Raw genomic sequence first — 25,598 nt, 5'->3', positions numbered from 1 at the left:
ATCGTCAGCGTAGCTGGCCGCCTGTCATGATGGGGCAAACAGCGGGCCACACTTTCGCAGCCGGTTGACCTTCGACTTGGCTGAAGCTGCAAGCTGACGGCGTGCACGATCAACAACCCCTGCTGACCATCAGCTCGTTCGCGCGGCTGGTCGGGCTGACCCCGAGCGCGCTGCGGTTCTACGACGACTGCGGGCTGCTGCGGCCGGACCAGGTCGACGGCGCCTCCGGCTACCGCTATTACACGGCGGCGCAGGAGCGGCGCGGCATCGCGATCAGCCGGTTGCGGGCGATCGGCCTGCCGTTGCAGGACATTCGGCTGGTGCTCGACGGGGACCCGGACCAAGCACGGGCCGTCCTGCGGTCGTATGCCGAGGAGACCGCCGGTCGGGCCCGGCGCGCACGGGAGACGACCGACGACGTCATCGCATCGCTGCGCGCCGCGGGGGAGAGCGACCGGGAGCCCACGACGGCGACGATGCCGGGCCCGGAGCTGGCCAGCGCGATCCGGCAGGTGTCGCCGGCCGCGGCCGCCGCGCCGGACATTCCTGCGCTGCAGGGTGTGCTGTTCGAGATCACCGTCGACGGCCTCACGGTGGTCGCCACCGACCGCTACTGGATGGCGGTGCGGAGTCTGCCGCTGCACGAGGTGAGCGGACCGGATCGTGCCCTGGTCGTGCCGTCCGCGTCGCTGCCCGAGCTGGCGTCGTGGGCGAGCCGCCGTGACCGGGTCCGGCTGCGGGCGACCGACCACGAGGCTGCCCTCGAAGCGACGGATGCCCGCCTCGCCGTGCCGACCATCGAGGCCGAATACCCCTCCTATCAGGCGGTTCTCGCCGGTCTGCCCGCGACCGCGGCACGCGTCACCGTCGACCGGCAGCGCCTGCTCGACGAGATCGACCGCACCGGCCGCGGGGGCGGTGACGACGTCCTCGTGCTCACCACGGGTGCGGAGCATCTGGACCTGCGCCTCGATGGTGACCGGCACGGCGTGCGGCTGCCCGCGGTGTGCACGGGCGCGGCGCTGGCCGCTGCCTTCCGCCCGGGCCTGCTCGCCCAGGCGGTGAGCACCAGCATCGGGCCGGAGGTGCTCCTCGAGCTCGCCGACGACCCGTCGCGTCCCGCCGTGGTGCGGTCGGCCGACCAGGGCACGTTCACCACGGTGGTGATGCCGGTCCGCCGGGAGCGGCCGTGAAGGTCGGCACACGGCGCGCGACGGCGGACGCGGGGACTGCGCGGGCCGCGGTGCGGGTGCGCGAGCCGCTGCCTGCGCCATACCTGATCTGGGTGGGTGCGACGGCGATCAGCACGCTCGGCACCGGGATCCTGGAGTTCGGGATCGTCTGGTATGCAACGGGATTGTCCGCCAATCTCGCCGGCGTGGTCACGACCGTGGTCGTCGCGCCGCGCATCGCGCTGCTGCTGGTCGGCGGGCTGACCGCCGACCGGCTCGGCATCCGGAAGGTGCTGGTGGCCGGCGACCTGGCGATGTTCGTCATGTGCGTCGCCCTGGCGGTCTGGACCTCGCTCGACGGCGTGCAGGCCGCCCTCCTGGTGGCCGTGTCGGTCCTGGCCGGGGTGGTCGATGCCTTCTACCTGCCCGCCACCGGAGTGCTGCCACGTCTCTTCGTCGACGGGGCGGCACTGCCGCGCGCGTTGGCGGTGAACAGCACGTTCGCACGGTTGGCCCGTCTTGCCGGCCCCGCGCTCGGCGCGGTCGTGGTGGCCGCACTCGGTCTGACCGGCGCGGCGGTGATCGACGCGGTGAGCTTCGCAGTCGTCCTCACCGTGCTCGTCCTGATCCGCCCACCGCTGCGTGCTGCTCCGGCGACCTCGGAGCGTGTCCCTCTCCGGCGAACGCTGCGGGACGTGTGGGACGACCTCACGCTGCGGCGCACTCTCGTGGCAACCGCCGTCATCGCCGCAGTCGTGCTCCCGGCCGTGGTGCTCGGCACGCCGTTGCTGGCTCGTGAAAACGATTGGGGTGCAACGGTGTCGGGCCTGCTCGAAGCCGGATGGATCGTCGGTGGCCTGCCCGTCACCGCGGTCATCGCGCGGTGGGGCGTCTGGCGGCGTCAGCTGCTGGCGGTCACCGCCGGCCTGCTCGCCCAAGCCGTGGGACTGACCGGAATGGGACTTGCCACGAGCCCGTGGGCCGCAGGCGCCGGCGCGGTGTTGCTCGGCGTCGGCGTGGCTGCGTGCACCGGCCACCTCTGGCCGGCCTACCTGGCAGCAACGCCGCCGGGGCAGCTCGCTCGATACCAGGCGATCCTCTTGCTCGCCCAGATGCTGCCGCTGCTCGTGACAACGTTCGTTTTCACGTCATCGGTTGAATCCGTAGGAGCACCAACGGCGTTCATCGGCGCGGGAGCGGTCCTGCTGATCACGACCCTCTGGTGGCTCGCCAAATCCTGGATGCGGCCGGTAGGGCGGACCCGGCATACTGGTTGAGGTGCGCCGAGAGACTGGCGCGCGATCGAGTTGTCCGAAGGAGCGAGCAGATGCGCGGCTGGACCGCAGGGGGCGAGGTGGCCGCGTCGGCCTGCTCAGCCGTCCCGTGCACGCATCTCCTCTGCGGCTGAGTGCCGCCTTCTTCTCACACTCGATCGAAAGCAGTGACCCTTGAAACCCTTGACCGAAAACGAAATCCGCGCGTCCTTTGTCAACGCCTCCAAGCGGGAGGCACGTGAGGCGTCCGTGCCCGACCTGTCCGCCGTGTCCTGGGACGACCTGGACTTCCTCGGCTGGCGGGACGCCAAACGCGAGCGGGACGCCTACGTGGTCGTCGAGCTCGGCGACGACGTCGTCGGCCTGCGACTGACCACGGCCGCTCCGAAGGGACCACGCCGGAAGGCGGTCTGTGCCTGGTGCCAGGACGTCGTCGTCGAGGACGACGTGAGCCTCTACGTCGCCCGCCGCACCGGCGCAGCCGGCAAGCGGGGCAACACCATCGGCACGATGATCTGCTCCGATTTCGGCTGCTCGGCCAACGTCCGGCGGCAACCGGCGTTGACCGAGGTCGTCAGCGACAACGACGCCGACCGGGCATGGTTCGTGCAGCAGCGCGTCGCCGGGCTGCAGGAGCGCGCGGCGCGGTTCGCCCGCTCGGTGCTGCGCGGGGAGTAGCCCCTAGCCGGCGACGTGCTCGCGCAGGAAGTCGTTGAGGAACTTCCCGTCCGGGTCGAGCTCGCGACGCACCCGCTCGAAGTCCTCCAGCTTCGGGTAGGTGCCCGTGAGCCGGCCCGGCCGCACGAAGACCTTGCCCCAGTGCGGCCTCGGATCGTATGGCGCGAGCGCGCGCTCGACCACCGCAAGCGCCTCGTGGACGGCCTCGGCATCCGGTCGCCAGGTGAAGTGGAAGGCGATCGAGTCACGGTCGTATGCCGGGCTCAGCCACTGCGACTCGGCGGCGATCGTGCGGATCTCGGCGACCAGCAGCGCGGGTGCGACGGCGTCGCCCACGGCGAGCATCGCGTCGATCGCGGCGGCGCCGTCCGCGCGTGGCAGGAAGAACTCCGACTGGATTTCGGCGCCGGCGCTCGGGGTGAAGCCCAGGCGGAAGTGCGGCAGCCGGTCGGCCCACACGCCGGGCCGGCCGCCCTGCTCGGTGACCGCGTCGGGTGTCGCCCCGGATGCCTGCAGCGGGTGCAGCGTCTGCGAGGTCCATTGCGCACCCGGCAGATCCGGCCGGTCGACGGCCGCGGGCGCCCGCGACTTCAGGACGATGTGGTCGGGACCGTCGCCGATCCAGCGGCCGAAAACACTGACGCTGTAGGCGGCTTCGAGGACGTCGTCGAGGCGTGCGACCAGTTGCGACCACGTCAGCCCGGTGAAGGCGTCCTGCCGCACGTCGAACGCCGGCTCGACCCGCAGGCGGAGGCGGGTGACGACGCCGAGCGCGCCGAGCGAGACCACGAGCGCGGGGAAGACCGGGTCGGTGCGGTCGTACCAGCGCAACTGTCCGTCGGCGGTCAGCAGTTCGATCGCGTCGACCGCCTCGGCGAGCCCGGGCTGGCGCGCGCCGGAGCCGTGGGTGCCGGTCGCGACGCTGCCGGCGACGGTGATGTGCGGCAGCGATGCCAGGTTGGACAGGGCAAGACCGGCGTCGGCCAGGTGCGGCACGAGTGCGCCGTAGGTCATGGCTCCGCTGACCTCGACCGTCGTGCGGTCGGGGGAGACCACCGGGGGTGCGATGAGCCCGGAAAGGTCCAGTTGCCAGCCGATTTCGCTGTCGGCGATCCCGTTGAAGCTGTGGCCGGAACCGGCGACCTTGACCGCGGGGGCGTCGGCGACCGCCTGCCGTAGCTCCTCGACCGACGCCGGCTGCAGCCTCTTGTCGGCGCGGTACTCGTACGTCCCTGACCAGTTGCTTCGTGGGGTGCTCATGCGGGGTCCTCGCGAAGTATCCGGGGGAGCGAAGCGGAGGAGGAACTTCGTGGGGTGCTCATGCGGATGCCTTTCGCTGCGAGAGGGACGCGACCGCTCGCCAGCCGAGCAGGAAGACCCCGAGGAAGATCGTCGCGACCACGACGAAGGAGAAGGCGACGCCGCGGTCGGTGAGGTGTCGCAGGAGCATGCCGCCCGCCACCGCACAGACCCACACCGGCAGGGCGTGGCGCACCCGGAGCGGCGCCTCGCGCCATACGGCGAAGGAGACCGCCCAGCCGAGCGCGGCGCCGATCAGGAACGGCCAGGCCGTGCCGAGCGCGTCGACCACCGGGTTGGACTCGTGGTGCGATGCCCGGCCGATCGCGGCGAACACCAGGATCACCACGACGTCGAGCACAGCAGCCGGCAGGACGCGTCTCATGAAGGCTCACCCGGGAAGCGCACACCGAGCTGGGCGCGCACCTCGTCCATGATCTGCATGATCCGCAGCGTCTCGTCCCAGGGCATCAGCGGCGATTGGGTCTCTCCGGCGGTGATGCGGCGGGCCACCTCCGCTGCCTCGAAGTGCAGCCCGTGCTCGGCGGAGGCGGGCACGTAGGTGTCGAGCACCGTGTCGCCGTGTGCGACCAGCCGCACCGGGCCAGGCTGGTAGAACCAGCCGTCGAGCTCCAGGCGAGCCGAATCACCAGCGATGACAGCGGTGTTCGCGGTCTGGCCCGTCATCGTCGAGACGCACGACGCGAGCACGTCGCCGCCGGTCAGGGCGACCACCTCGCTGGCGTCGACGCCCTCGGGGGTGAGCAGGCCCGATGCGCTCACCGACAGCTCACCCGGCATGAACATCGCGGCGAGCGAGATCGGGTAGATGCCGAGGTCGAGCAGTGCACCTCCGGCGAGCGCCGGATCGGTGAGCCGCTGCGGGCCGTTCGGGTAGAGCAGCTGCCCGTGATCGGCGACGATCGTCTGCAGCGTGCCGATCAGGCCGTCGGCGACCGCCTGCCGCACCACGTCATAACGGGGCAGGAAGCGCGACCACATCGCCTCCATGCAGAACAGCTTGCGCGCGCGTGCCTCGTCGATGATCTCCCGTGCCTCGGCCGCGTTGCGGGCGAACGCCTTCTCGACCAGGACCGGCTTGCCCGCACGCAGCGCCGAGAGCGCCAGGTCGTGGTGCCCCGAGTGCGGGGACGCCACGTAGACGACGTCGACCTCGGGGTCGGCGACCAACTCGTCATACGAGCCGTATGCCGTGAAACCCCCGAAACGGGAGGCGAATTCGCGAGCCCGCTCGAGACTGCGCGAACCGCACGCGACCACCTGCTGCCGGGTGCCCGCCTGCAGCGCGGCGACGAACGTCGAGGCGATCCCGCCCGGCGCGAGCACACCCCATCGCAGCGGGGGAGCGTCCATCGGGTCGGGTGTCGTCGGTGAGGGAAGGCGGGCCATGCCGCTCATCCTCCCAAACCCGTCGTAGGGTCGTGGCCATGACTGTGCGCCGGGTGATGGGCATCGAGACCGAGTACGGCATCTCCGTGCCGGGGGACCCCACCGCCAACCCGATGGTGTTGTCGGGGCGGGTCGTCACGGCATACGCCACCCAGCAGGGCATGCGAGCGGCCCGCGCCGGCTGGGACTACGAGGACGAGGCGCCGCTGCGGGACGCCCGCGGTTTCGACATGGCCCGCGCGATCGCCGACCCCAGCCAGCTGACCGACGAGGAAGACCCCACCCTCGCCAACGTGGTGCTCACCAACGGCGCCCGGCTGTATGTCGACCACGCCCACCCGGAATACAGCTCGCCGGAGGTGACCACGCCGCGCGCGGCGATCACCTGGGACCGGGCCGGCGAGCTGGTCATGCGGGAGGCCGTCGGACTGCTCGCGGTGCCCGGCACGCCCGGCGTCAACCTCTACAAGAACAACACCGACGGCAAGGGCGCCTCCTACGGGACCCACGAGAACTACCTGATGAGCCGTGCGACGCCGTTCGCGGACGTGGTGCGCCACCTCATCCCGTTCTTCGTGGCGCGGCAGGTCATGTGCGGTTCCGGCCGGGTCGGCATCGGCGTCGAATCCACCCGGCCCGGCTTCCAACTGGCCCAGCGGTCGGACTTCTTCGAGGTCGAGGTCGGCCTGGAGACGACCCTCAAACGGCCCATCATCAACACCCGCGACGAGCCGCACGCGGTCGCCGAGCGCTACCGCCGGCTGCACGTGATCATCGGCGACGCCAACCACAGCGACGTCAGCAACCTGCTCAAGCTCGGCACGACCAGCCTCGTGCTCGGCATGATCGAGGCCGGCGCGGTGACCGAGGACCTGACCGTCGACAAGCCGGTCGAGTCGCTGCACCGGCTGTCGCACGATCCGACGCTCAAGGCGACCGTCGAGGTGGCCGGCCGACGCACCATGACCGGCGTCCAATTGCTCTGGAGTTATTACGAACTCGCCGACACCTGGCTCCAGCAGACGTATGGCGGGGAGCTCGATCCCGACACCGCCGAGGTGATGCAGCGCTGGGAGCAGGTGCTCACGACGCTCGAGCGCGACCCCATGGACGCCGCCCGGGAGGTCGACTGGGTCACGAAACTGCAGGCACTGGAAGGCTTCCGGGCACGCGACGGGCTCGAGTGGTCCGACCCGCGCCTGAAGGCGATCGACATCCAGTGGTCCGACGTGCGCGCCGACAAGGGCTTGTTCAACCGGATGCTCGCTGCCGGGCGCGTCGACCAACTCGTCGACGACGACACGGTGCGCGCCGCGGTCACCGCGCCGCCCGAGGACACCCGTGCCTACTTCCGCGGCACCTGTCTCGCGCGCTTCCCCCAGGAGGTCGCGGCGGCGTCCTGGGACTCGGTGATCTTCGACGTACGCAGCCAGCCGAGCCTGCAGCGGGTGCCCACCCTCGAGCCGGAACGCGGCACCAAGTCGCACGTGGGCGGGCTGCTGGAGCAGGCGGGCAGCGCCGACGAACTCCTGCGGCTGCTCGCCCAGGACGCGCCGACCGGGGCGTGAACTCCCGTCTCGCGGCACGCCGCGAGACACCCGTCGCATCTGTCGGGACCGACGATTAGGGTTGAAGTCTCCGCACGAGAGGACGAGAGCATGGCCACTCAGGAACACAAGAGTCCGCAGCGGCGCGACGCCGACCCGGCCGACGACGCACCCGAGCCGGCACCGGCCACGGCGCCCGCCAAGCAGGAGCTCGACAGCGACATCGACAGCGTGCTCGACGAGATCGACGGCGTGCTGGAGTCCAACTCCGAGGAGTTCGTGCGCGGTTTCGTCCAGAAGGGCGGCCAGTGAGCAAGGCCGACGACACGCGGCTGCCGTCGCCATACAGCCGGCCGGGGTCGTCGTCGTTCACCGACTTCCTCGGTGACCACGCGCCGACCCTGGTGCCGGGTTCCCGCAGCGTGCAGGGCGGCGCCCCGATCGACGTGCCGCACGGCACCACGATCGTCGCGCTGGCCTACGACGGCGGGGTGCTGATCGCCGGCGACCGGCGCGCGACGATGGGCAACCTCATCGCCAACCACGAGATGCAGAAGGTCTTCGCGACCGACGACTACTCCGCGGTCGGCATCGCCGGGTCCTCGAGCCTGGCAATCGAGATGGTCCGGCTGTTCCAGGTCGAGTTGGAGCACTACGAGAAGATCGAGGGCACCCGCCTCTCGCTCGTCGGCAAGGCCAACCGGCTCGCCACGATGATCCGCGGCAACCTCGGCATGGCGATGCAGGGCCTGTCGGTCGTGCCGCTCTTCGCCGGCTTCGACATCGACACCGGCCGCGGCCGCATCTTCTCCTACGACGTCACCGGCGGCCCCTACGAGGAGCACGACTACCACTCGGTCGGCTCCGGCTCGCTCTTCGCGCGCGGCTCACTGAAGAAGCTGTGGCGCCGCGACCTCGACCAGGACGCCGCGGTGCGGGTCACCGTCGAGGCGCTGTATGACGCCGCCGACGACGACTCCGCCACCGGCGGACCGGACCTCGGTCGGCGGATCTGGCCGACGGTCGCGGTGATCGACGCCGACGGCGTGCGCTTCGTCGCCTCCGACACGCTCGAGGAAGTGGTCGCCCGGGTCGTCGCCGGCCGCCAGGAGCCGCGGGGCGGTGAGTTGCGATGAGCATGCCGTTCTACGTCTCGCCCGAGCAGTTGATGAAGGACCGGGCCGACTTCGCGCGCAAGGGCATCGCCCGCGGCCGCTCGGTGGTCGTGCTGACCTACGACGGCGGCATCGCCTTCGTCGCGGAGAACCCGAGCCGGGCGTTGCACAAGATCTCCGAGATCTACGACCGCATCGGTTTCGCCGCGGTCGGCAAGTACAACGAGTTCGAGAACCTCCGGGTCGCCGGCATCCGCTACGCCGACTTCCGCGGCTACTCCTACGACCGCTCCGACGTCACCGCGCGCGGCCTGGCCAACGCCTACGCGCAGACCCTCGGCACGGTCTTCACCCAGGAGTCCAAGCCCTACGAGGTCGAGATCGTCGTCGCCCAGGTGGGCCCGACCCAGGCCGAGGACCAGATCTACCGGCTGACCTATGACGGCTCGGTCGCCGACGAACGCGGCTTCGTGGCGATGGGCGGGGCGGCCGAGCAGATCAACACCGACCTGCGCGAGCACTGGTCCGACGGACTCGACCTGGGCGCGGCGCTGCGGCTGGCCGTGGATGCGCTCGGCCGGGGCACCGACGGCGACCAGCGTGAGCTCGGCGCGGACCAGCTGGAGGTCGCCGTGCTCGACCGCTCCCGCGAACGCCGCACGTTCCGGCGGATCAGCGGCGACCTGCTCACCGCGTTGCTCAGCCCGGACGACCCCACCAGCGACGTGCCACCGGGCGACGACAAGACCACCCGCGGGGTGCACGACACGCACCGGCCGGAGGACGAGCAGCAGGTCTGATCCCCGCTGCGGGCCGCTGTGGGTGCGGCCGGTGAGTTGTGGGTGCGGCCGGTGAGTTGTGGGTGCGGCCGGCGGTAAAAGGACGTGAGGGCTGTCGGTGCCTTCTGGCATGATCCATAGACAGCAGAGCTACCCAGAGCTGTCCGGTGCTGACCAGTCGTGCTGCCACGCTCGTCTTGACTTCAAGCGCGCTTGAAGGTGCAGGCTGATCGGCCCAGGGAGCGCTGCTCCACCGCCACGTCAAGGGGGACCCGCACCACGATGACCGCACCAGCCCGCCTGCGATCCGAACCGGCGATAGCGCCCATCCCGACCCGCAGGCGGCGGCATACCGATCTGCTGCGGTTGTTGCCCTACCTGCGGCCATACCGGGCCCGGTGGATCACCATGGTGGTCATCGCGTTCGTCAGCCTGGGCGCGACCATCGCCATACCGCTGATGACGAAGGCGGTCATCGACGGCCCGGTGCAGCATCACGACCAGCGCGGTCTGTGGGTGCTCGGCACGGCGGCCCTCGGCGTCGGCGTGCTCGAAGCCGTCCTCTGGTTCATCCGGCGGTGGCTGGTCACGCGGGCCACGATGGGCGTCGAGCGCGACATCCGCAAGGACCTCTACGCGCGGCTGCAGATCCTGCCGATGTCGTTCCACAACCAGTGGCAGTCGGGTCAGCTGCTGTCGCGGATCATGAACGATCTCAGCACCGTTCGCCGATTCCTGAGCTTCGGGGTGGTCTTCCTGCTGCTCAACGTCACCCAGATCGTGGTGATCACCGGCATCCTGCTCGCGATGTACTGGCCGCTCGGCGTCGTCGTGCTGCTCTCGGTCGCGCCGATCACCGCGACCGTGCTGCACAACCAGCGGCAGTTCACGGTGCTGTCGCGGATGGCACAGGACCAGGCGGGCGTCGTCGCGACCGGGGTGGAGGAGTCGGCGCTCGGCCTGCGCGTCATCAAGTCGTTCGGCCGGGAGGACTACGTCTTCGACCGGTTCGACGGGCAGGTGAGCGAGCTCTTCGACATCCAGGTGCGCAAGGTTCGCCTGCAGGCCCGCTTCTGGACTCTGCTGGAGGTGATCCCCAACCTGACGCTGATCGTGGTGCTCGGGCTGGGCGCGGCAGCCGTCGGGTCGGGCCGGATCACCCTCGGCACGCTCGTCGCCTTCATCACGATGATGCTGTCGCTCGTCTGGCCGATCGCGTCGCTCGGCTTCCTGCTGTCGATGACGCAGGAGTCGATGACCGCGGCCGATCGGGTGGCGGAGATCTTCGACGCGCGGGTCGACATCACCGACGGTCCGGTCGACGAAGCGCGCGCCGGCGGCCGGTTGCAGCTGTCGGACGTGGGCTTCCGCTTCCCCGGCAACGACGGCGGCGACGGCAGTGAGGGCGGCGACAGCGCGTGGGCGCTGCGGCACGTCGACCTGGAGATCGAGCCGGGGGAGACGATCGCCCTCGTCGGCGCCACCGGATCCGGCAAGTCGGTGCTCACCGCACTCATCCCGCGGCTGTATGACGTCACCGAGGGCAGCATCCGCATCGACGGCACGGACGTCCGCGAGCTCAGCCTGCCGGCGCTGCGCAGCACGGTCGCGACCGCCTTCGAGGACCCCACACTCTTCTCTCTGTCGGTGCGGGAGAACCTCACCCTCGGCCGGCCCGACGCGAGCGACGAGGAGATCGCGGAAGCGATCGAGGTCGCGCAGGCGCAGTTCGTGCACGACCTACCGTTCGGGCTGGACACCCGCATCGGCGAGCAGGGGATGAGCCTGTCCGGCGGGCAGCGGCAGCGGCTCTCGCTCGCGCGCGCGGTGCTCGCCCGGCCGCGCATCCTGGTGCTCGACGACACCCTGTCCGCCCTCGACGTGCACACCGAGGCGCTGGTCGAGGAGGCGCTGGGCCGGATGTTGCACGACGTCACCGGTCTGGTCGTGGCGCACCGAGCGTCCACCGTCTTGCTCGCCGACCGGGTCGCGCTGCTCGAGCACGGCACGATCACCCACGTCGGCACCCACGCCCAACTGCTCGCGACCGTGCCGCACTACCGCTACCTGCTCGCCGCCGACGACGAACTCGATGACGGTGCGCCGCCCGACCCGGTCTGGGACACCGACGACGCCCGCGCCGAGTTGCGGTGCGGGCACGAGGTGGCGTCCGGGGCCGAGGAGGCGTGCCGCGACTGCGGTGCCGGCGAGAGCACCGAGACCGGACGGGAGGTGCGGCGTTGAGCGCCGATACCCAGACGCAGCAGGCCGATTCGCAGCGGGCGAAGAGCGCACAGGCGACAGCACAGGCAGCAGCACAGACGACAGCACAGACGGCACAGGCTGCACAGACAACACAGACAGGCCAGCAGGCAGCGGCGACGACGGATCGCCCCGAGCAGCGCTGGCGCGGCGTCATGTCCGACGGCAAGGACGACCTGCCGATCGACGAGCAGCGACCACTGCGCCGGGAGTCGCGTGCGCTGCTCGGATCGCTGCTTGCGCCATACAAGAGGCTGGTGGCGGTGCTGCTGGTCGCGGTCGTCGTCGAAAACATTGCGCGACTGTCCGTGCCCCGGCTGGTGCAGGTCGGCATCGACCACGGAGTGCCGCCGATCACCCGCGACGGCAACGCCCACGACCTGCTGGTGGTCGTCGGTGTGCTGTGCGCGGTCGTTGCGGTGCAGGCGATCAGCCGGTGGTTCTTCCTGCGGCAGTCCGGCCGCATCGGCCAGCTCGCACTGCTCGAACTGCGCCGCCGGGTGTTCCGGCATTTCCAGCGGCTCGACGTCAGCTTCCACGACAAGTACACCTCGGGCCGGGTCGTCAGCCGCTCGACCAACGACGTCGAAGCGATCCAGGAGATGCTCGAAAACGGCTTCGACAGCCTGATCACCGCGGTGCTGACCCTGCTCGGCACCGCGATCCTGTTGGTGACGCTCGACGTCGAGCTCGGGCTGATCTGCCTGATCAGCTTCCCGGTCCTGGTTGCGTTGTCGATCTGGTTTCGCAACGAGTCGAGCAAGACCTACCGCGAGGTGCGCGAGAGCGCCGCGCTGGTGATCGTGCAGTTCGTCGAGACGATGACCGGGATCAAGGCGGTGCAGGCCTACCGCCGCGAGCCGCGCAACCAGGAGATCTTCGAGGAGGTCGCCGAGCGCTACCGGGCGATCAACGAGCGGACGTTCCGGCTAATCGCGATCTTCATGCCCGCGGTCAAGCTGGTCGGCAACATCATGACCGGCATCGTGTTGCTGTATGGCGGATGGCGCGTCCTCCACGGCCACATGACCGTCGGCGTGCTGGCCGCGTTCCTGCTCTACCTGCGGATGTTCTTCGAACCGATGCAGGACATCACCCAGTTCTTCAACACCTTCCAGTCCGCGTCCTCCGCGCTGGAGAAGCTCGCCGGGGTGCTCGCGACCACGCCGGGCATCGCCGACCCCAACGAGCCGAAGCAGCTGGAAAACGTCCAGGGCGCAGTGCGATTCGACGATGTCCGGTTCGGCTACGTCGAGGACCGGCCGGTGCTGCCCGGTCTCGACCTCGAGATCCCGGCCGGGCAGACGGTCGCGCTGGTCGGCACCACCGGCGCCGGAAAGACCACCATCGCCAAGCTGATGGCCCGGTTCTACGACCCGACCTCCGGCCGCATCACGCTCGACGGCACTGACCTGCGCGACGTCGACCAGCCGCAGTTGCGGCGGCACGTGGTGATGGTGACGCAGGAAAACTTCATGTTCGAGGGCAGCGTCGCCGACAACATCCGCTTCGGCAAACCGAGCGCGACGGACGCCGAGGTGCGCGCCGCGGCGGAGGCCGTCGGAGCGCACCATTTCATCGAGGGACTGCCGGACGGCTATGACACTTCGGTGGAGAAGCGCGGCGGACGTCTGTCCGCGGGGCAGCGCCAATTGGTCGCATTCGCAAGGGCTTTCCTCGCCGACCCCGCCGTCCTGATCCTCGACGAGGCGACCTCGTCGCTCGACATCCCGAGCGAACGCCTGGTGCAGCGCGCCCTGGAGACCGTGCTCGCCGATCGCACCGCGCTGATCATCGCGCACCGGCTGTCGACCGTCGAGGTCGCCGACCGGGTGCTCGTGCTGGAGCACGGGCAGGTGCTGGAGGACGGGGCCCCGGCCGACCTCATCAGCGCCGACGACGGCCGCTACGCCGCCCTGCACCGGGCGTGGGTGTCGTCGCTCGCGTGATGCGTGCGGCGGGGTCCTCGCGCGGTGCGTCGGCTCCTCGTGCGGTTCCGCCAGGTCGTCGCGCGGTGCGTCGGCTCCTCGTGCGGTTCCGCCGGGTCGTCGTGCGGTTGCACCGGCTCATCGTGCCGTGCAGCCGGGTCCTCGTGCAGCGCCGCCGGGTTCTCGTGCGGTTGCACCGGCCCCTCGTGCGGCGCCGCCTACTCGCGGCCGGCCAGCAGCTCGCGCTCGTCGGCGGGGGAGAGCCCGGCCCGCCGCCGGCGGCCCGGACCGGCCTGCACCAGGCCAGGGTGTCGTGGATCGAGTCGGCGAGCGGTCGCGGCCGCAGACCCGCACCGAGTGCGGCATCGACGCGGCGGGTCGCGAACCCGGCATACTCCGGCTGCGGCAGCCAGATCGGGAAGCTGCGCGGACCACTCCACGGCGCGATGTCGTGCGCGGCGATCCACGCCTGATCGACCGGCACCACCGCGCCCGCGTGACCCGCGACCTGCCTTGCGGTGTCGAGGTATTCAGGCAGCGGCACGTGCTGCGCCATGGCGTTGAAGACGCCCGCGGTTCGGTGCGCCGCGCCGTCGACGAGCCACGCTGCGAGGTCGCGCGCGTCGATCAGTTGCACGGCCGCGTCGGGAGCGTCCGGCACCAGCACGGCTCCGTCGTCGCTCGCCGGGTGCGCGAACCGCAGCGGCCAATACCCCGTGCGGTCGCTGTGGTCGCCCGGACCGGTGATCAGTCCTGAGCGCGCGATCATCGCGTGCTCGATCCCGTATGACGAGAGCACCGCCTCCTCGCACGCGACCTTGGCCTCGCCATACCGCTCCATCGTGTAGGCGCCGGTCAACGCCGGCAGCAACGGCCCCGACTCGTCCTGGCCCGGAGTGGCGTCGTCGGCATACACCGAGCAGGTGGAGACGAAGACCCAGTGCGGCACCCGGTCCCGCAGCGCGCCGACCGCACCGCGCGCGTGCTCCGGGTCACGGGTGAGGTCGATCGCCGCGTCGAATCCGGCCGACGCTTCATGTCCGTCCAACGCCGAATAAGCCTCTGGATCATCGCGATCCGCGCGCACGAGCGTCGCACCGGCAGGCACGTCGGAGGTCCCGCGAGCCAGGCACACCACCTCGTAGCCGCGCGCGAGGGCGGCACGTACGATCTCGCCGCCGAGCCAGCCAGTTCCACCGAGCACCAGGAGTCGCATGCATGCCACCGCAGCACGTCAGCCGGCCCGACGCAACGGCGCGCTGCTCAGAGCAGGGGAACGCCGGCGGTCCGCATTCGCCGCGCAAGACGAATCAGCGACAGGCGCGCTTTCGCTAATCGGCCGGATACCAACGCAATTCGATCGTGTTGCCGTCCGGGTCGTGGGTGTAGAGCGACATGCCGGTCCCACGCGCGCCGGAGCGTTCGGCGGGGGTGCGGTCAGCGAATTCGAGCCGCTCGTTGTCGAGCAGGGCATCCGCGTCGCCGGGGTCGACCACAAGGCAGAAGTGGTCGAGCGCGGCCGAGGGCTCGCCCACCACGAGGTCGATGATCGTCTCGCCGGTGATCCGGACCGACGGGAAGGGCACCGTGCCGGCGCGCCATTCGTCAACCCGTTCGGCGGTCAAGCCGAGCGCCTCGGTGTAGAAAGCCAGCGCGCGGTCGACGTCCGCGACACGAAGAACGAGGTGGTCCAGCTGGGTCACGGTCATCTCACCAGCCTAGTGGTCGGGCGCTGTCGGTGGTCGGTGTTTGACTGGTCACATGTCAGGACGACGAGTCAGCAGGCAGCCGGTGCCACGGCCCGGCGGCAGCGCGAACAATGCTGCCCTTCCTACTGATTCGTCGTATGCCGATTCGTCGTATGCCGGCCGTCCCGGCGCCATGGCGCCCGACTCCATCGGTCTCGGCCCCTACGGTCCCGACCCCAACGACTCCGGTCCCATCGATCCCGGCGGCATGGACCACGACGGTATGGAGCCGGTCGACCTGTTGGCCCCGGGCGACGAAACCGCGCTGCCGGGCGGTGCGTTGCAGGCCGCACGCGACGAACTCGCCGAGATCTGCGGGCAGATCAACGACGGCCACAGCCGGCTGGTGGAGTTGATGCGTCGCGTGCTGGCGGACGAACTGTGGGCCGGTGCCGGGCTCAAGTCACCCGAGCACTGGCTGACCGCCTTCGCCGGGCTGACCTGGTCGAGCGCTCACGACATCGTCCGGATCGCTGGCCGTGCCGGTGAGTTGCCCACCATGACAAGGCTGCTCGACGACGGGAAGCTCACCCTCGGACAGGCCGCCGTGGTCGCGAAGTACACCCCGGCCGCTTACGACGATGACGTGTCCGAGTTCGCTTCCTACGCCACCGTGACCCAGCTTCGGCGCAGCCTCGCCCGATACGAGTTCAACGCCGAGGCATCGACGGATGCCGATGCTCAGTGCGTGCCGTCATACCTGCCCGGCGACCCGATTGAGGGCTCGGTAGCCGGCCCGGTCGACGGCCCGGTCGGCGACCGCACCGATGATCCCTCCGATCCCGACCGGCAGCAGGACGCGGTTGAGGCCGCGGAGCGGCGACTGCCCTCACTGTTCGACCCGGCGATCGCGCAGGCACGGCTCGAAATGCGTTATACAGCAGGGCGATTCATACTCAACTACGACGCACCGGCGGATATCGGCGCATTGGTGGAGCAGGCTCTGCTCGAGGCCAAGGATGCCTTGTTCGCGCTCCGTCGGTCGCAGACGTCCGGTCCGACCGACGGCCAGGACGCGTCGGCTGATCCGCCGCCACCCACGAAGGTGACGCTCGGCGAGGCCATGACGCTCCTGGCGGAGCGTTCGCTCGATCATGGAGCTCCTGTGGAGAGCACGCGCGCCCGTCGCTACCGCGTCTACCTGCACCTCGACACGGCGGGCAGCGCCTGGCTGCACAAGGGTGCCGCGATCCCGCCGAGTCTGCGCGATCGGATGGTGTGCGACGGCGTCGTGCAACCGATCTGGGAGTCCGAGGGTCGACCGATCAGTGTCGGCCGCGCGCAGCGCATCGTCCCCGAGCACACCCGGCATGTCCTGGAGGACCGCGATCGCGGTTGCCGGTTCCCGGGGTGCCTCGCGCTGCACAATCTGGAGTGTCACCACCTCGATCATTGGATCGACGGCGGCCTGACCGATGCCGACCGATTGCTGATGCTGTGCCGGTTCCACCATCACGAACATCATCGCGGCGCGTTCACGATGGTCGGCGACGCCAGCCGTCGCGACGGTGTGCTGTTCGTCGAGCGCGGTGGGGCGCAGATCGGTCCACTCGGTCTGACGCCTCCGCTCGATCGGCAGCCGCCGCCACCTCCCAGCGAGGGCGCTGCCGTCACCGCGCAGCCGGTGCGTGCCAGCGTCGCGTCGCCACCACCGAGGTTCGAGCCCTATGCCGGCCCGACCAACGACACCCTCCACCTGGCGTGGGTGCGCTTCGATGCCCGGCGCCGCCCGCACACCGGCAGCGCGGAGAGTCGCGCCGGCCATACCGGCCATACCCGCCACGCCGGCCAGCCCAACTCGAGCGGCGACCAGGATGACGAACCCGGATGAGGTTCCCGAGTGACGCTCCCCAGATTGGCCGTTGCGCTACCGGACGAGCCCTACCCGACGAGTCGTACCCGACGAGTCGTACCCGACGAGTTCCTGCCGGTGTCCACGTGGTGACCAGTGGCGACGGCAGTGCTCACCCATACAAAGCACTGGACGACGCGGCGAACGAAGACAGCGAACCCACTGGCTCCGCGCACGAAATCGCTGCCACCCCCGAGCGACTCTTGAGCGACTCCCGAGCGAATCAAGAGTCACTCAAGAACGACACAACGACACAACGACACAACGACAATTCAACGGCGAACGGGTGGTGTAAGGCAGTCCAGGAAGCGCGACGAGGGACACTGCGGGGCACCTGACGGGGGCTCTGCGAGGCAATCAAGGACACAACCTAAATTTGTCCCACTGAAGCTCCGATCCTTAACATGCTTGATCGGCGTTCACAGGGCCGAGCGACCGGCGGGTGGCCGAGCGCGACCGGCGGGCAGCTGCGCGACTCGCCGAGCGCCCGACGACCGCCGCCTGACTTGTGGTGCACTCGCCACACTCTCGCCGCACGGTTGTCCGCTGATCTGCCCGATTGTTGCGAGCCGGCCCGATCAGGCGCCGACCCGGCCGATCAGGCGAGACAGCACGTCCTCGAGCGCGAGCAACCCGACCGGCGTCGCGCCGTCGGTCACCAGCGCGAGATGCACCTGGCGCTGCTGCATCATCTCCATGGCCGCGCCGAGATCGTCGGACCGGTCGAGCCTCGGCAGCGGACGCAGCAGGCTAGCCGGCACGGTCTCCGAGGTGTCGTCTCCGTCGAGGATCAGCAGATCCTTCAGGTGCAGGTAGCCGACCGGCAGTCCGCCGGTCCCCGGGACCACCGGCAGTCGCGAGTAGCCGGCGTCGGCGGCAATCTGCTCGACCCGGCTGCGCGATGCTGACGCGGGCACCGTCACCACCCGGTCCATCGGCACCATCGCGTCGGCCACCGTCTGCTCCTCGAAGCCGAGTGCGCCTGCGAGCAGGGCCTGTTCGGCGTCGTCGAGCAAGCCCTCCCGTCGCGATTCGGCCACCAGCTCGCCGACCTGGTCACGGTTGAAGGTGCTGCTCACCTCGTCCTTGGGCTCCACACGCAGGATGCGCAGGACGAGGTTGGCGAGCGCGTTCAGCGACACGACGAACGGCCAGAGCAGGCGGCTGATCAGCACCAGCGGGGGAGTGAGCCACAACGCCGCCCGGTCGGGCCCGGCCAGGGCGATGTTCTTCGGGATCATCTCGCCCAGCACCACGTGCAGGAACACCACGATCGCGAGCGCGATGACGAACGCGACGATCGTGCTGACCGACTCGGGCATGCCGAGCGCGTGGAACACCGGCTCCATCAGATGCGCGACTGCCGGTTCACCGAGCGCACCCAGGCCGAGCGACGCCAGGGTGATGCCGAGTTGAGCGGTCGCCATCATCAGCGACACCTGTTCCATCGCGCCCACGGCGATCCGGGCGGCGCGCGACCCGGCACGGGCGTGCGGCTCGACCGCCGAACGGCGCGCCGAGATCAGCGCGAACTCGGCCCCCACGAAGAACGCGTTGAGCAGCAACAGCACGACGGCGAAACCGAGGGCGATCCAGTTACCCACGCTGCTCACCTGCCTCGTTCTCGCCGTCGGCCTGCCGCGCGCGGTGGGCACGGTCGGCCTGCCGCGCGCGGTTGGCACGGTCGGCCCTGTCTGCGGTGTCGGCGATGTCGCCGCGGGCGCCTGGGGTATCGACGTCACCGGTAGTGGCGTCACCGGCGTTGACATCCCGGTCACCGGTGCCGCGAGCTGCCGTTGTATCGACATCACCGGTGCTGGGGTCAGCGGCATTGGCGTCACTGGCATTAACGTCACTGGCATTAACGTCGCGGTCACCGGTGTCGCCGCGAGTTGCCGTTCTGTCGACATCACCGGCATTGGCGTCACCGGCATTGATGTCGCGGCGGCCTTCGTTAGCGTCGCGATTGTCGCGACCGCCTTCGTTGCCGTCGAAGTCGTTGCCGTCGAAATTCTTGCCGTCGTGTGCGTTGCGGCTGTGGGTGTCCCGGTGCACGGTCACCCGCACCTGGTCCACGCGCAGGTCGTCCATCGCGAGCACCTTCAGCTCGACCTCGTATGGCGCGGCGTCCTCGTCATACAGCTGCAGTCGCACCACGTCACCGACCTGCGCGAGCCGGCCGAGTCGGTCGACGATGAGGCCGCCGAGGGTTTCGTACTCCTCGTCCTCCGGCAGTTCGACGGCGATCGCGTCGCGGATTTCGTCGGGCCGCAGCAGGCCCGATAGCTCCCACGTGCCCGGCACGACTTCCCGGACAGGGGCGGTGCGGGTGTCGTGCTCGTCGTCGACCGCGCCGACGAGTTCCTCCACCAGGTCCTCGAGCGTGACGACGCCGTCGACGCCGCCGTACTCGTCGATCACGACGGCCAGTTGCTGGCTGCTGCCCCGCAGCTGGCCGAGCAGTGAGTCGAGGTCGACGGATGCGGGCACGAGCAGGGCGGACCGCATCGCCGAACGCACTGACGTGTCAGCACGTTTCGGCGCCGGGACCCGTAGGAGTTGCCCGGTGGAGATGACGCCGATCACTTCGTCGGTCGCTGCGTCGAGGACCGGGAAGCGCGAATGCCCGGTGGCGCGAACCAGGCGCACGACATCGGCGAGGGAGTCGTCGGGGCCGACGAAGTGCACCGTGCTGCGCGGGGTCATGACGTCGCTCGCCCGATGCTCGCCGAACTCCAGGCTGCGCCGCAGCAGCCGCGCGGTGTCCGCCGGCAGGACACCGGCCTGGGCCGAGTGTTCGACCAGGAAGGACAGCTCCTGCGGGCTGCGCGCGGAGGCCAGCTCCTCGGTCGGCTCGATGCCCATCCGGCGCAGCGCCGCGTTCGCGGCACCGTTGAGCACCGCGATCGCCGGACGGGTGACCGCGGTGAAGCCGCGCATGAAGCCCTGGACGCTGCGCGCGGTGCGCATCGGCAGCGCGATAGCGAGGTTCTTGGGCACCAACTCGCCGATGACCATCGTCCCGGCGGTGCTCAGCACCATTGCGACGATGACCGCGACGGCGGGCACCGTGCCGGACGGCACACCCACCGACTCGAGGGGGTCGTGCAGCAGGTTGGCGATGGCCGGTTCGGCGAGGAAGCCGATCGCGAGGTTGGTGATGGTGATGCCGAGTTGCGCGCCCGACAGCTGGGTCGACAGCGAACGTAGCCCGTGCAGCACGCCGTTCGCGGTGCGGTCACCCCCGGCTGCAGCACGCTCGACGGAAGGCCGGTCGACGGTGATGAAGGAAAATTCGGCAGCCACGAAAATGCCGCAGCCGAGCACCATCAGAAGGGCGAGGAACAGCAACAGCAGTTCGATCATGAGTGGCACCACGGTAACTGCCCGCACCCCCGTTACGCGAAACGGCATCGGGACCGGCCGCCTACGCTGGGCGCCGACATGACCTACCGCACCATCGCCCGGACCTGCACCGGCGAGATCGAGGTGAGCCGTTCGCGGTTCCTTGCCGTCGTCGCGCGCGTCGAGACCGAGGAGGCGGCGCGGGCGGTGATCGGGGAGCAGCGATCGCGGTATGCCGATGCGCGGCACCACTGCTCGGCGTTCGTGCTCGGGCCGGACGGCCGGATCGAGCGCAGCAACGACGACGGCGAGCCGTCCGGTACGGCGGGCGCGCCGATGCTCGCCGCCCTGCGCGCGGGCGCTGGTTTGCGTTCCGGCGCCGGCCTGCGCGCTGGCCTGCGTTCGGGCGCCGAATCCGCGCGAGGCGACGCGGTGCGAGGCGACGCGGTGCGAGGCAATGCGGCGCGAGGCAATGCGGCGCGAGAAGACGCGGCGCGCACCGGCACCACGACCACCGGGGCCACGACCACCGGCCCCTCGGACGGCGGCCTGACCGACGTCGTCGCGGTCGTGACCCGGTGGTTCGGCGGCACCCTGCTCGGCACGGGCGGCCTGGCCCGGGCCTACGCAGGGGCGGTGGAGGCGGCGCTGGCGGGCGCGACTCCCGTCATACGACGGCAGCGGGCCCTCCTCGACGTGCCGCTCAGCCACGCCGAGGCCGGCAAGGTGGAGGCCGGGCTGCGCGCTCACGCAGCCGTCGAGGTGCTCGATGCCGACTACACCGGCGCCGGCGTCACCCTGCACCTGGCGGCCGACGACGCCGACTCCGTCGACGCGCTGCTCGCGGCGCTCACCGCCGGCGCAGCGACCGCGCACCGCACCGGCACCGTATGGCGGGACACCCGTGAGACATCCGCTGACGTGCGGGCACCCGAGGATTAGGGTCGATACATGGAGCGGCGCATCTTCGGCATCGAGAACGAATACGGCGTGACCTGCACCTTCGACGGTCAGCGCCGGCTCACCCCCGACGAGGTCGCCCGCTACCTCTTCCGCAAGGTCGTCTCCTGGGGCCGGTCGTCGAATGTCTTCCTGGGCAACGGATCCCGGCTCTACCTCGACGTCGGCAGCCACCCCGAATACGCCACACCAGAGTGCGACGACGTGCGCGAAGCGGTGATCCACGACAAGGCCGGCGAGCGCATCATCGAGGGCCTGGTGGAGGAGGCCCAGTCCCGGCTGGCCGAGGAGGGCGTCGAGGGCAAGATCTACGTCTTCAAGAACAACACCGACTCGGCCGGCAACTCCTACGGCTGCCACGAGAACTACCTGATCGGGCGCGCGGGGGAGTTCCAGAAGGTCAGCGACATCCTGATCCCGTTCCTGGTGAGCCGGCAGATCACCTGCGGCGCCGGCAAGATCGCGTTGCTCGGGCACAAGCCGACCTACTGCGTGAGCCAGCGCGCCGACCACATCTGGGAGGGCGTGAGCAGCGCGACCACCCGGTCCCGGCCGATCATCAACACCCGCGACGAGCCGCACGCCGACGCCGAACGCTACCGCCGGCTGCACGTGATCGTCGGCGACAGCAACATGAGTGAGACGACCACGCTGCTCAAGCTCGGCTCGGCGCACCTGGTGCTGCGGATGATCGAGGACGGCGTGGTGATGCGGAATCTCAGCCTCGAGAACCCGATCCGCGCGATCCGCGAGATCAGCCATGACATCACCGGCCGGGCTCCGGTCAAGCTCGCCAACGGCCGCGAGCTGTCGGCGCTGCAGATCCAGGCCGAATACTTCGACAAGGCCCAGCAGTATGTCGACGAGCGCGGCCTGACCGACGACCTCACCAAGCGCATCATGGATCTCTGGGGCCGGACCCTCACCGCCGTCGAGACCGGCAATCTGGGGCTGGTCGACACCGAGATCGACTGGGTCATCAAGCACAAGCTGCTCGACCAGTACGCCGCCAAGAACGATCTGGCGCTGGACGACCCGCGGATGCTGCAGCTGGACCTGACCTACCACGACATCAACCGCCGGCGCGGGCTGTTCTACCTGTTGCAGCGGCGCGGCCAGGCGGCACGGGTCAGCTCCGACGTCGAGGTGTTCGAGGGCAAGACGTTCCCCCCGCAGACCACCCGCGCCAAGCTGCGCGGCGACTTCATCCGCGCCGCGCAGGCCAAGCGGCGCGACTTCACCGTCGACTGGGTGCACCTCAAACTCAACGATCAGGCGCAGCGCACGGTGCTGGTCAAGGACCCGTTCAGTGCCGCCGACCCGCGGGTGCAGCGCCTCATCGACGGTATGTGACCCCGCAGGGCAGGTCTGTCCCAGCACAAGGCGGCATACAGCAGCATGGGCAGGCATGGCCAGGTATCGGGCAGGACGTATGCCGTGCGCCGGCCCCGCCTCGCCGACACCTCGCACAGCACGGGATGACGTGCGGCACAGCGCAGATGGTTATGGTGGCGCCGCAAGTTTCTCCCACAGCGACCGCTAAGAGGTTTTTCGACGTGCGCCGTATCCCGTTCCGCCTGCTCGCCGCAGGCACCCTGCCCGTCCTCGTGCTCGCCGGTTGCGGCAGCAGCAGCTCGACGGGCAAGGCTGCCGGCAGCTCGGCGTCGACCCCGGCCGCATCCGCCTCGGGCTCCGGCGCGGCGTCCGCCTCGAAGGCGCCGGCCACCGTCGCCGACAAGGACGTCACGCCGATGAGCGCGATCAAGGTCGACGACAAGGATCCGAAGAAGCCCGCGGTCAGCCTGTCCAAGAAGCCGTTCCAGGTGAACAAGACCACGGTCGAGGTGCTGAAGGACGGCACGGGCGCCGCGGTGACCGACGGCCAGATCGCGACCGTCAACTACACCGTCGTCGACGGCAAGTCCGGCAAGACCCTCGCCAACACCTTCAGCGAGCAGCCGGTGACCCTCGACCTGAAGGACCCGGCGCAGTTCCCCGGCCTGGTCACCGCCATCAAGGGCAAGAAGGTCGGCACCACCGAGACCGTCGCGATCCCGCCGAAGGACGCCTTCGGCACCCAGGGCAACGCCCAGCTCGGCGTCGGCGCGGACGACACGCTCATTTTCTACATGAACATCAAGTCGGCGGTGACCCCGCTCAAGGAGGCCACCGGCACGGCCGTCGCGCCGAAGTCCGGCATGCCGACGGTCAAGTGGGAGGGCGCCTCGAAGCCCGCCACGATCACGATGCCGAACGCCGACGCCCCCAAGAAGCTCGAGTCGACCAACCTGATCAACGGCAAGGGCGCCGAGGTGAAGAAGGGCCAGACCCTCTACGCCCTCTACACCGGCGTGATCTGGAACAAGGGCAAGGCGGGCACCGTCTTCGATTCGACCGGGTCGCGCGGCGGGCAGCCGGCCGGCTTCCCGATCGGCACCAGCAAGGTCATCCCGGGCTGGGACAAGACCCTGGTCGGCAAGAAGGTCGGCGACCGCGTGCTCATCGTGGTCCCGCCGGCCGACGGTTACGGCAGCGCGGGCAACCCGCAGGCCAACATCAAGGGCACCGATACGTTGGTGTTCGTGGTCGACATCGTCGCCGCGGTCTGACCGGATCGCGCGACCACGGTCGTCCCAGAAGCCCCGTCATACCAGCGAAAGCCGAGGTAGTCCCATGCCGTTCGACCCCAACACCACCAAGCCCGAGATCGACTTCCCGGGTGACGAGGCACCGACCGAGCTCGTCATCGAGGACATCTGGGAGGGCGACGGCCGCACGGCCGAGGCCGGCGACCAGGTCTCCGCGCACTACGTCGGTGTCGCGCACTCCACCGGCGAGGAGTTCGACGCCTCCTGGAACCGCGGCGCGCCACTGGACTTCCAGGTCGGCGTCGGCCAGGTCATCCCGGGCTGGGACAAGGGCATCGTCGGGATGAAGGTCGGCGGCCGCCGCAAGCTGGTCATCCCCTCGCAGCTGGCGTATGGCGAGCGTGGCGCCGGCGGCGCGATCGGCCCGAACGAGACGCTCATCTTCGTGGTCGACCTGGTCAACGCGAACAAGCCCGGTGCGGGCAGCGCCTTCGGCATCCGCTGACGTCCCGCGCCGCACGGCGCACCTCCCGTCGAGGCCGCCCGGCTCGCGATCTTTCCGCGAGTCGCGGCGGCCTCCTCGCAATCCCGCCGCGGCGGCTCGGATAGCGTCGCCTGCCATGGAAGACCGTCACGTCACCGACGAGTTCGACGTCGGCATCAAGCAGACCGAGGGGGGCGGGGAGAGCACGCTCACCGTGCTGATCGCGCTGGGCGCCAACGTGCTGGTGGCGCTCGCGAAGTCGGTGGCCGCCGTCATCACCGCGTCCGCCTCGCTCGTCGCGGAGGCCGCGCACTCCTGGGCCGATGCCGGCAACGAGGTCTTCCTCTTCATCGCCGACAAGCGGTCGCGTCGACCCCCGGACAAGGCGCACCCCCTCGGCTACGGCCGGGCCGCCTACGTGTGGTCGCTGTTCGCCGCGCTCGGCCTTTTCATCGCCGGAGCCGCGGTGTCGATCTGGCACGGTATCCAGGAGCTGATCCACCCCGAGCCGGCGAGCGAATTCCTGGTCGGCTACATCGTGCTCGCGATCTCCTTCGTGCTGGAGGGCATCTCGTTCGCGCAGTCGGTGCGACAGGCGCGGGCGGAGGCCTCGGCATACGACCGGGAACTGCTGGAGCACGTGCTCGCCACCTCCGACCCGACCCTGCGGGCGGTCTTCGCCGAGGACGCCGCCGCGCTCACCGGTCTGGTGATCGCCGCCGGCGCGCTCGGGCTGCACCAGCTGACCGGATCGCCGGTGCCCGACTCGATCGGTTCGATCCTGGTCGGGCTGGTGCTCGGGGTCGTGGCGTTCATCCTGATCAAGCGCAACGTCGGCTTCCTGGTGGGCGAGCAGGTGAGTCCGCAGGTGCGGGCCGCCGCCCTGCGCGCGTTGCAGAGCGAGCCCGACGTCGCGAGCGTCAGCTACCTGCGGCTGGAGTTCGTCGGCCCGCGCCAGGTCTTCCTGGTCGCCGACGTCGACCTCGCGGGCGACCACGCCGAGCACGAGGTGGCCGCCGAGCTCGAACGCCTCGAGCGGCGGATCACCGCCTCTCGCGGCGTCGCGGGCGCGATCCTCAGCCTGTCCGCGCCGGATCAGAAACCGCTCGCGGACTGACCGGCGGCCCGATGGGCGCCCGCGCGGGCGCGTCGTACAT

22 protein-coding genes are annotated in these 25,598 nt (G+C 70.0%); 15 read left to right on the top strand and 7 right to left on the bottom strand.

What is annotated here, in order from left to right; genetic code table 11:
- Window positions 1–101: 101 nt before the first annotated feature.
- The 3 genes from HJ588_RS17220 (at window position 102) to HJ588_RS17210 (ending at window position 3,124) form a co-directional block, all read left to right on the top strand.
- Entirely contained in the window at window positions 102–1,193 is a 1,092-nt protein-coding gene (locus tag HJ588_RS17220; protein WP_171157910.1) for a DNA polymerase III subunit beta family protein, read from the top strand.
- Complete coding sequence (locus tag HJ588_RS17215) at window positions 1,190–2,449, top strand: MFS transporter (RefSeq protein WP_171157908.1); 1,260 nt, start codon at window positions 1,190–1,192, stop codon at window positions 2,447–2,449. Before HJ588_RS17220 ends, HJ588_RS17215 begins: the two co-directional genes overlap by 4 nt.
- 180 nt (window positions 2,450–2,629) lie before the next feature.
- The gene (locus HJ588_RS17210) at window positions 2,630–3,124 is read left to right on the top strand and encodes an FBP domain-containing protein (RefSeq protein ID WP_343036775.1); all 495 of its coding nucleotides are present in this window, start codon (window positions 2,630–2,632) and stop codon (window positions 3,122–3,124) included.
- 3 nt (window positions 3,125–3,127) lie between these two features.
- On the opposite strand, the gene HJ588_RS17205 is transcribed toward HJ588_RS17210, so the two are convergent.
- The 3 genes from HJ588_RS17205 to HJ588_RS17195 are packed head-to-tail and all read right to left on the bottom strand — an operon-like array spanning window position 3,128 to window position 5,833.
- A complete protein-coding gene (locus HJ588_RS17205) occupies window positions 3,128–4,384 on the bottom strand; it encodes a D-arabinono-1,4-lactone oxidase (RefSeq protein WP_171157903.1) in 1,257 nt (418 codons plus the stop codon).
- Between the two features lie 58 nt (window positions 4,385–4,442).
- The gene (locus HJ588_RS17200) at window positions 4,443–4,808 is read right to left on the bottom strand and encodes a DUF3054 domain-containing protein (RefSeq protein WP_171157901.1); all 366 of its coding nucleotides are present in this window, start codon (window positions 4,806–4,808) and stop codon (window positions 4,443–4,445) included.
- A complete protein-coding gene (locus HJ588_RS17195) occupies window positions 4,805–5,833 on the bottom strand; it encodes a Gfo/Idh/MocA family protein (protein WP_171157899.1) in 1,029 nt (342 codons plus the stop codon). Before HJ588_RS17195 ends, HJ588_RS17200 begins: the two co-directional genes overlap by 4 nt.
- 38 nt (window positions 5,834–5,871) lie before the next feature.
- Between HJ588_RS17195 and dop the strand changes: the two genes are divergently transcribed.
- The 6 genes from dop to HJ588_RS17165 all read left to right on the top strand — a co-directional run bounded on the left by dop (window position 5,872) and on the right by HJ588_RS17165 (window position 13,485).
- Entirely contained in the window at window positions 5,872–7,401 is a 1,530-nt protein-coding gene (dop, locus tag HJ588_RS17190; protein ID WP_171157897.1) for a depupylase/deamidase Dop, read from the top strand.
- Window positions 7,402–7,491: 90 nt separating this feature from the next.
- Window positions 7,492–7,692 (top strand): ubiquitin-like protein Pup, encoded by a 201-nt coding sequence (locus HJ588_RS17185; RefSeq protein ID WP_171157895.1) that lies wholly within the window; start codon window positions 7,492–7,494, stop codon window positions 7,690–7,692.
- On the top strand, window positions 7,689–8,516 hold the full coding sequence (gene prcB, locus HJ588_RS17180) for a proteasome subunit beta (RefSeq protein ID WP_171157893.1): 828 nt from the start codon (window positions 7,689–7,691) through the stop codon (window positions 8,514–8,516). The genes HJ588_RS17185 and prcB overlap by 4 nt, the downstream gene beginning before the upstream one ends.
- Window positions 8,513–9,295: a proteasome subunit alpha gene (gene prcA / locus HJ588_RS17175; RefSeq protein WP_171157891.1), complete on the top strand. Its 783-nt coding sequence runs from the start codon at window positions 8,513–8,515 to the stop codon at window positions 9,293–9,295. Before prcB ends, prcA begins: the two co-directional genes overlap by 4 nt.
- Window positions 9,296–9,556: 261 nt before the next feature.
- A complete protein-coding gene (locus tag HJ588_RS17170) occupies window positions 9,557–11,518 on the top strand; it encodes an ABC transporter ATP-binding protein (protein WP_171157889.1) in 1,962 nt (653 codons plus the stop codon).
- A 173-nt stretch (window positions 11,519–11,691) separates the two neighbouring features.
- On the top strand, window positions 11,692–13,485 hold the full coding sequence (locus tag HJ588_RS17165) for an ABC transporter ATP-binding protein (RefSeq protein ID WP_171158563.1): 1,794 nt from the start codon (window positions 11,692–11,694) through the stop codon (window positions 13,483–13,485).
- On the opposite strand, the gene HJ588_RS17160 is transcribed toward HJ588_RS17165, so the two are convergent.
- Entirely contained in the window at window positions 13,424–14,680 is a 1,257-nt protein-coding gene (locus tag HJ588_RS17160) for an NAD-dependent epimerase/dehydratase family protein (protein WP_171157887.1), read from the bottom strand. The two genes, HJ588_RS17165 and HJ588_RS17160, sit on opposite strands and share 62 nt — an antisense overlap.
- A 115-nt stretch (window positions 14,681–14,795) precedes the next feature.
- On the bottom strand, window positions 14,796–15,173 hold the full coding sequence (locus HJ588_RS17155; protein ID WP_171157885.1) for a VOC family protein: 378 nt from the start codon (window positions 15,171–15,173) through the stop codon (window positions 14,796–14,798).
- 52 nt (window positions 15,174–15,225) lie between these two features.
- On the opposite strand from HJ588_RS17155, the gene HJ588_RS17150 reads away from it, so the two are divergent.
- Entirely contained in the window at window positions 15,226–17,043 is a 1,818-nt protein-coding gene (locus HJ588_RS17150; protein ID WP_171157883.1) for an HNH endonuclease signature motif containing protein, read from the top strand.
- A gap of 599 nt (window positions 17,044–17,642) precedes the next feature.
- Here the strand turns inward: HJ588_RS17150 and HJ588_RS17145 are convergent.
- Window positions 17,643–18,668 carry a CNNM domain-containing protein gene (locus HJ588_RS17145; RefSeq protein ID WP_171158560.1) on the bottom strand — a complete coding sequence of 342 codons (1,026 nt, stop codon included), beginning with the start codon at window positions 18,666–18,668 and terminating at the stop codon, window positions 17,643–17,645.
- Window positions 18,661–20,430 (bottom strand): hemolysin family protein, encoded by a 1,770-nt coding sequence (locus tag HJ588_RS17140; RefSeq protein WP_171157881.1) that lies wholly within the window; start codon window positions 20,428–20,430, stop codon window positions 18,661–18,663. The genes HJ588_RS17145 and HJ588_RS17140 overlap by 8 nt, the downstream gene beginning before the upstream one ends.
- 78 nt (window positions 20,431–20,508) lie before the next feature.
- Between HJ588_RS17140 and HJ588_RS17135 the strand changes: the two genes are divergently transcribed.
- From HJ588_RS17135 to HJ588_RS17115, 5 genes are all read left to right on the top strand, one after another.
- On the top strand, window positions 20,509–21,351 hold the full coding sequence (locus HJ588_RS17135) for an IMPACT family protein (protein WP_246242741.1): 843 nt from the start codon (window positions 20,509–20,511) through the stop codon (window positions 21,349–21,351).
- Window positions 21,352–21,360: 9 nt separating this feature from the next.
- Entirely contained in the window at window positions 21,361–22,722 is a 1,362-nt protein-coding gene (gene pafA, locus HJ588_RS17130) for a Pup--protein ligase (RefSeq protein ID WP_171157878.1), read from the top strand.
- 203 nt (window positions 22,723–22,925) lie between these two features.
- The gene (locus tag HJ588_RS19845) at window positions 22,926–23,978 is read left to right on the top strand and encodes an FKBP-type peptidyl-prolyl cis-trans isomerase (RefSeq protein WP_171157876.1); all 1,053 of its coding nucleotides are present in this window, start codon (window positions 22,926–22,928) and stop codon (window positions 23,976–23,978) included.
- A gap of 64 nt (window positions 23,979–24,042) precedes the next feature.
- Window positions 24,043–24,462, top strand: coding sequence for an FKBP-type peptidyl-prolyl cis-trans isomerase (locus HJ588_RS17120; protein ID WP_171157874.1), 420 nt, complete (start codon window positions 24,043–24,045; stop codon window positions 24,460–24,462).
- A gap of 115 nt (window positions 24,463–24,577) precedes the next feature.
- Window positions 24,578–25,558, top strand: a complete 981-nt coding sequence (locus HJ588_RS17115; RefSeq protein ID WP_171157872.1) for a cation diffusion facilitator family transporter — start codon at window positions 24,578–24,580, stop codon at window positions 25,556–25,558.
- Window positions 25,559–25,598 lie beyond the last annotated feature (40 nt).

Origin of the sequence: Flexivirga aerilata, assembly GCF_013002715.1 — a bacterium.
Taxonomy (GTDB): Bacteria; Actinomycetota; Actinomycetes; order Actinomycetales; family Dermatophilaceae; genus Flexivirga; species Flexivirga aerilata.
Note: the sequence above shows the minus strand (reverse complement) of the source record. Positions and strands in the feature narration are given on the sequence as shown.

Coding starts and splice junctions, on each gene's coding strand:
- HJ588_RS17185 (WP_171157895.1), top strand. CDS start 7,492: ATGGCCACTCAGGAACACAAGAGTCCGCAGCGGCGCGACGCCGACCCG.
- HJ588_RS17160 (WP_171157887.1), bottom strand. CDS start 14,680: ATGCGACTCCTGGTGCTCGGTGGAACTGGCTGGCTCGGCGGCGAGATC.
- prcA (WP_171157891.1), top strand. CDS start 8,513: ATGAGCATGCCGTTCTACGTCTCGCCCGAGCAGTTGATGAAGGACCGG.
- dop (WP_171157897.1), top strand. CDS start 5,872: ATGACTGTGCGCCGGGTGATGGGCATCGAGACCGAGTACGGCATCTCC.
- HJ588_RS17140 (WP_171157881.1), bottom strand. CDS start 20,430: ATGATCGAACTGCTGTTGCTGTTCCTCGCCCTTCTGATGGTGCTCGGC.
- HJ588_RS17150 (WP_171157883.1), top strand. CDS start 15,226: ATGTCAGGACGACGAGTCAGCAGGCAGCCGGTGCCACGGCCCGGCGGC.
- HJ588_RS17135 (WP_246242741.1), top strand. CDS start 20,509: ATGACCTACCGCACCATCGCCCGGACCTGCACCGGCGAGATCGAGGTG.
- HJ588_RS17115 (WP_171157872.1), top strand. CDS start 24,578: ATGGAAGACCGTCACGTCACCGACGAGTTCGACGTCGGCATCAAGCAG.
- HJ588_RS17195 (WP_171157899.1), bottom strand. CDS start 5,833: ATGGCCCGCCTTCCCTCACCGACGACACCCGACCCGATGGACGCTCCC.
- HJ588_RS17170 (WP_171157889.1), top strand. CDS start 9,557: ATGACCGCACCAGCCCGCCTGCGATCCGAACCGGCGATAGCGCCCATC.
- HJ588_RS17165 (WP_171158563.1), top strand. CDS start 11,692: ATGTCCGACGGCAAGGACGACCTGCCGATCGACGAGCAGCGACCACTG.
- pafA (WP_171157878.1), top strand. CDS start 21,361: ATGGAGCGGCGCATCTTCGGCATCGAGAACGAATACGGCGTGACCTGC.
- HJ588_RS17205 (WP_171157903.1), bottom strand. CDS start 4,384: ATGAGCACCCCACGAAGCAACTGGTCAGGGACGTACGAGTACCGCGCC.
- HJ588_RS17155 (WP_171157885.1), bottom strand. CDS start 15,173: ATGACCGTGACCCAGCTGGACCACCTCGTTCTTCGTGTCGCGGACGTC.
- HJ588_RS17120 (WP_171157874.1), top strand. CDS start 24,043: ATGCCGTTCGACCCCAACACCACCAAGCCCGAGATCGACTTCCCGGGT.
- HJ588_RS17200 (WP_171157901.1), bottom strand. CDS start 4,808: ATGAGACGCGTCCTGCCGGCTGCTGTGCTCGACGTCGTGGTGATCCTG.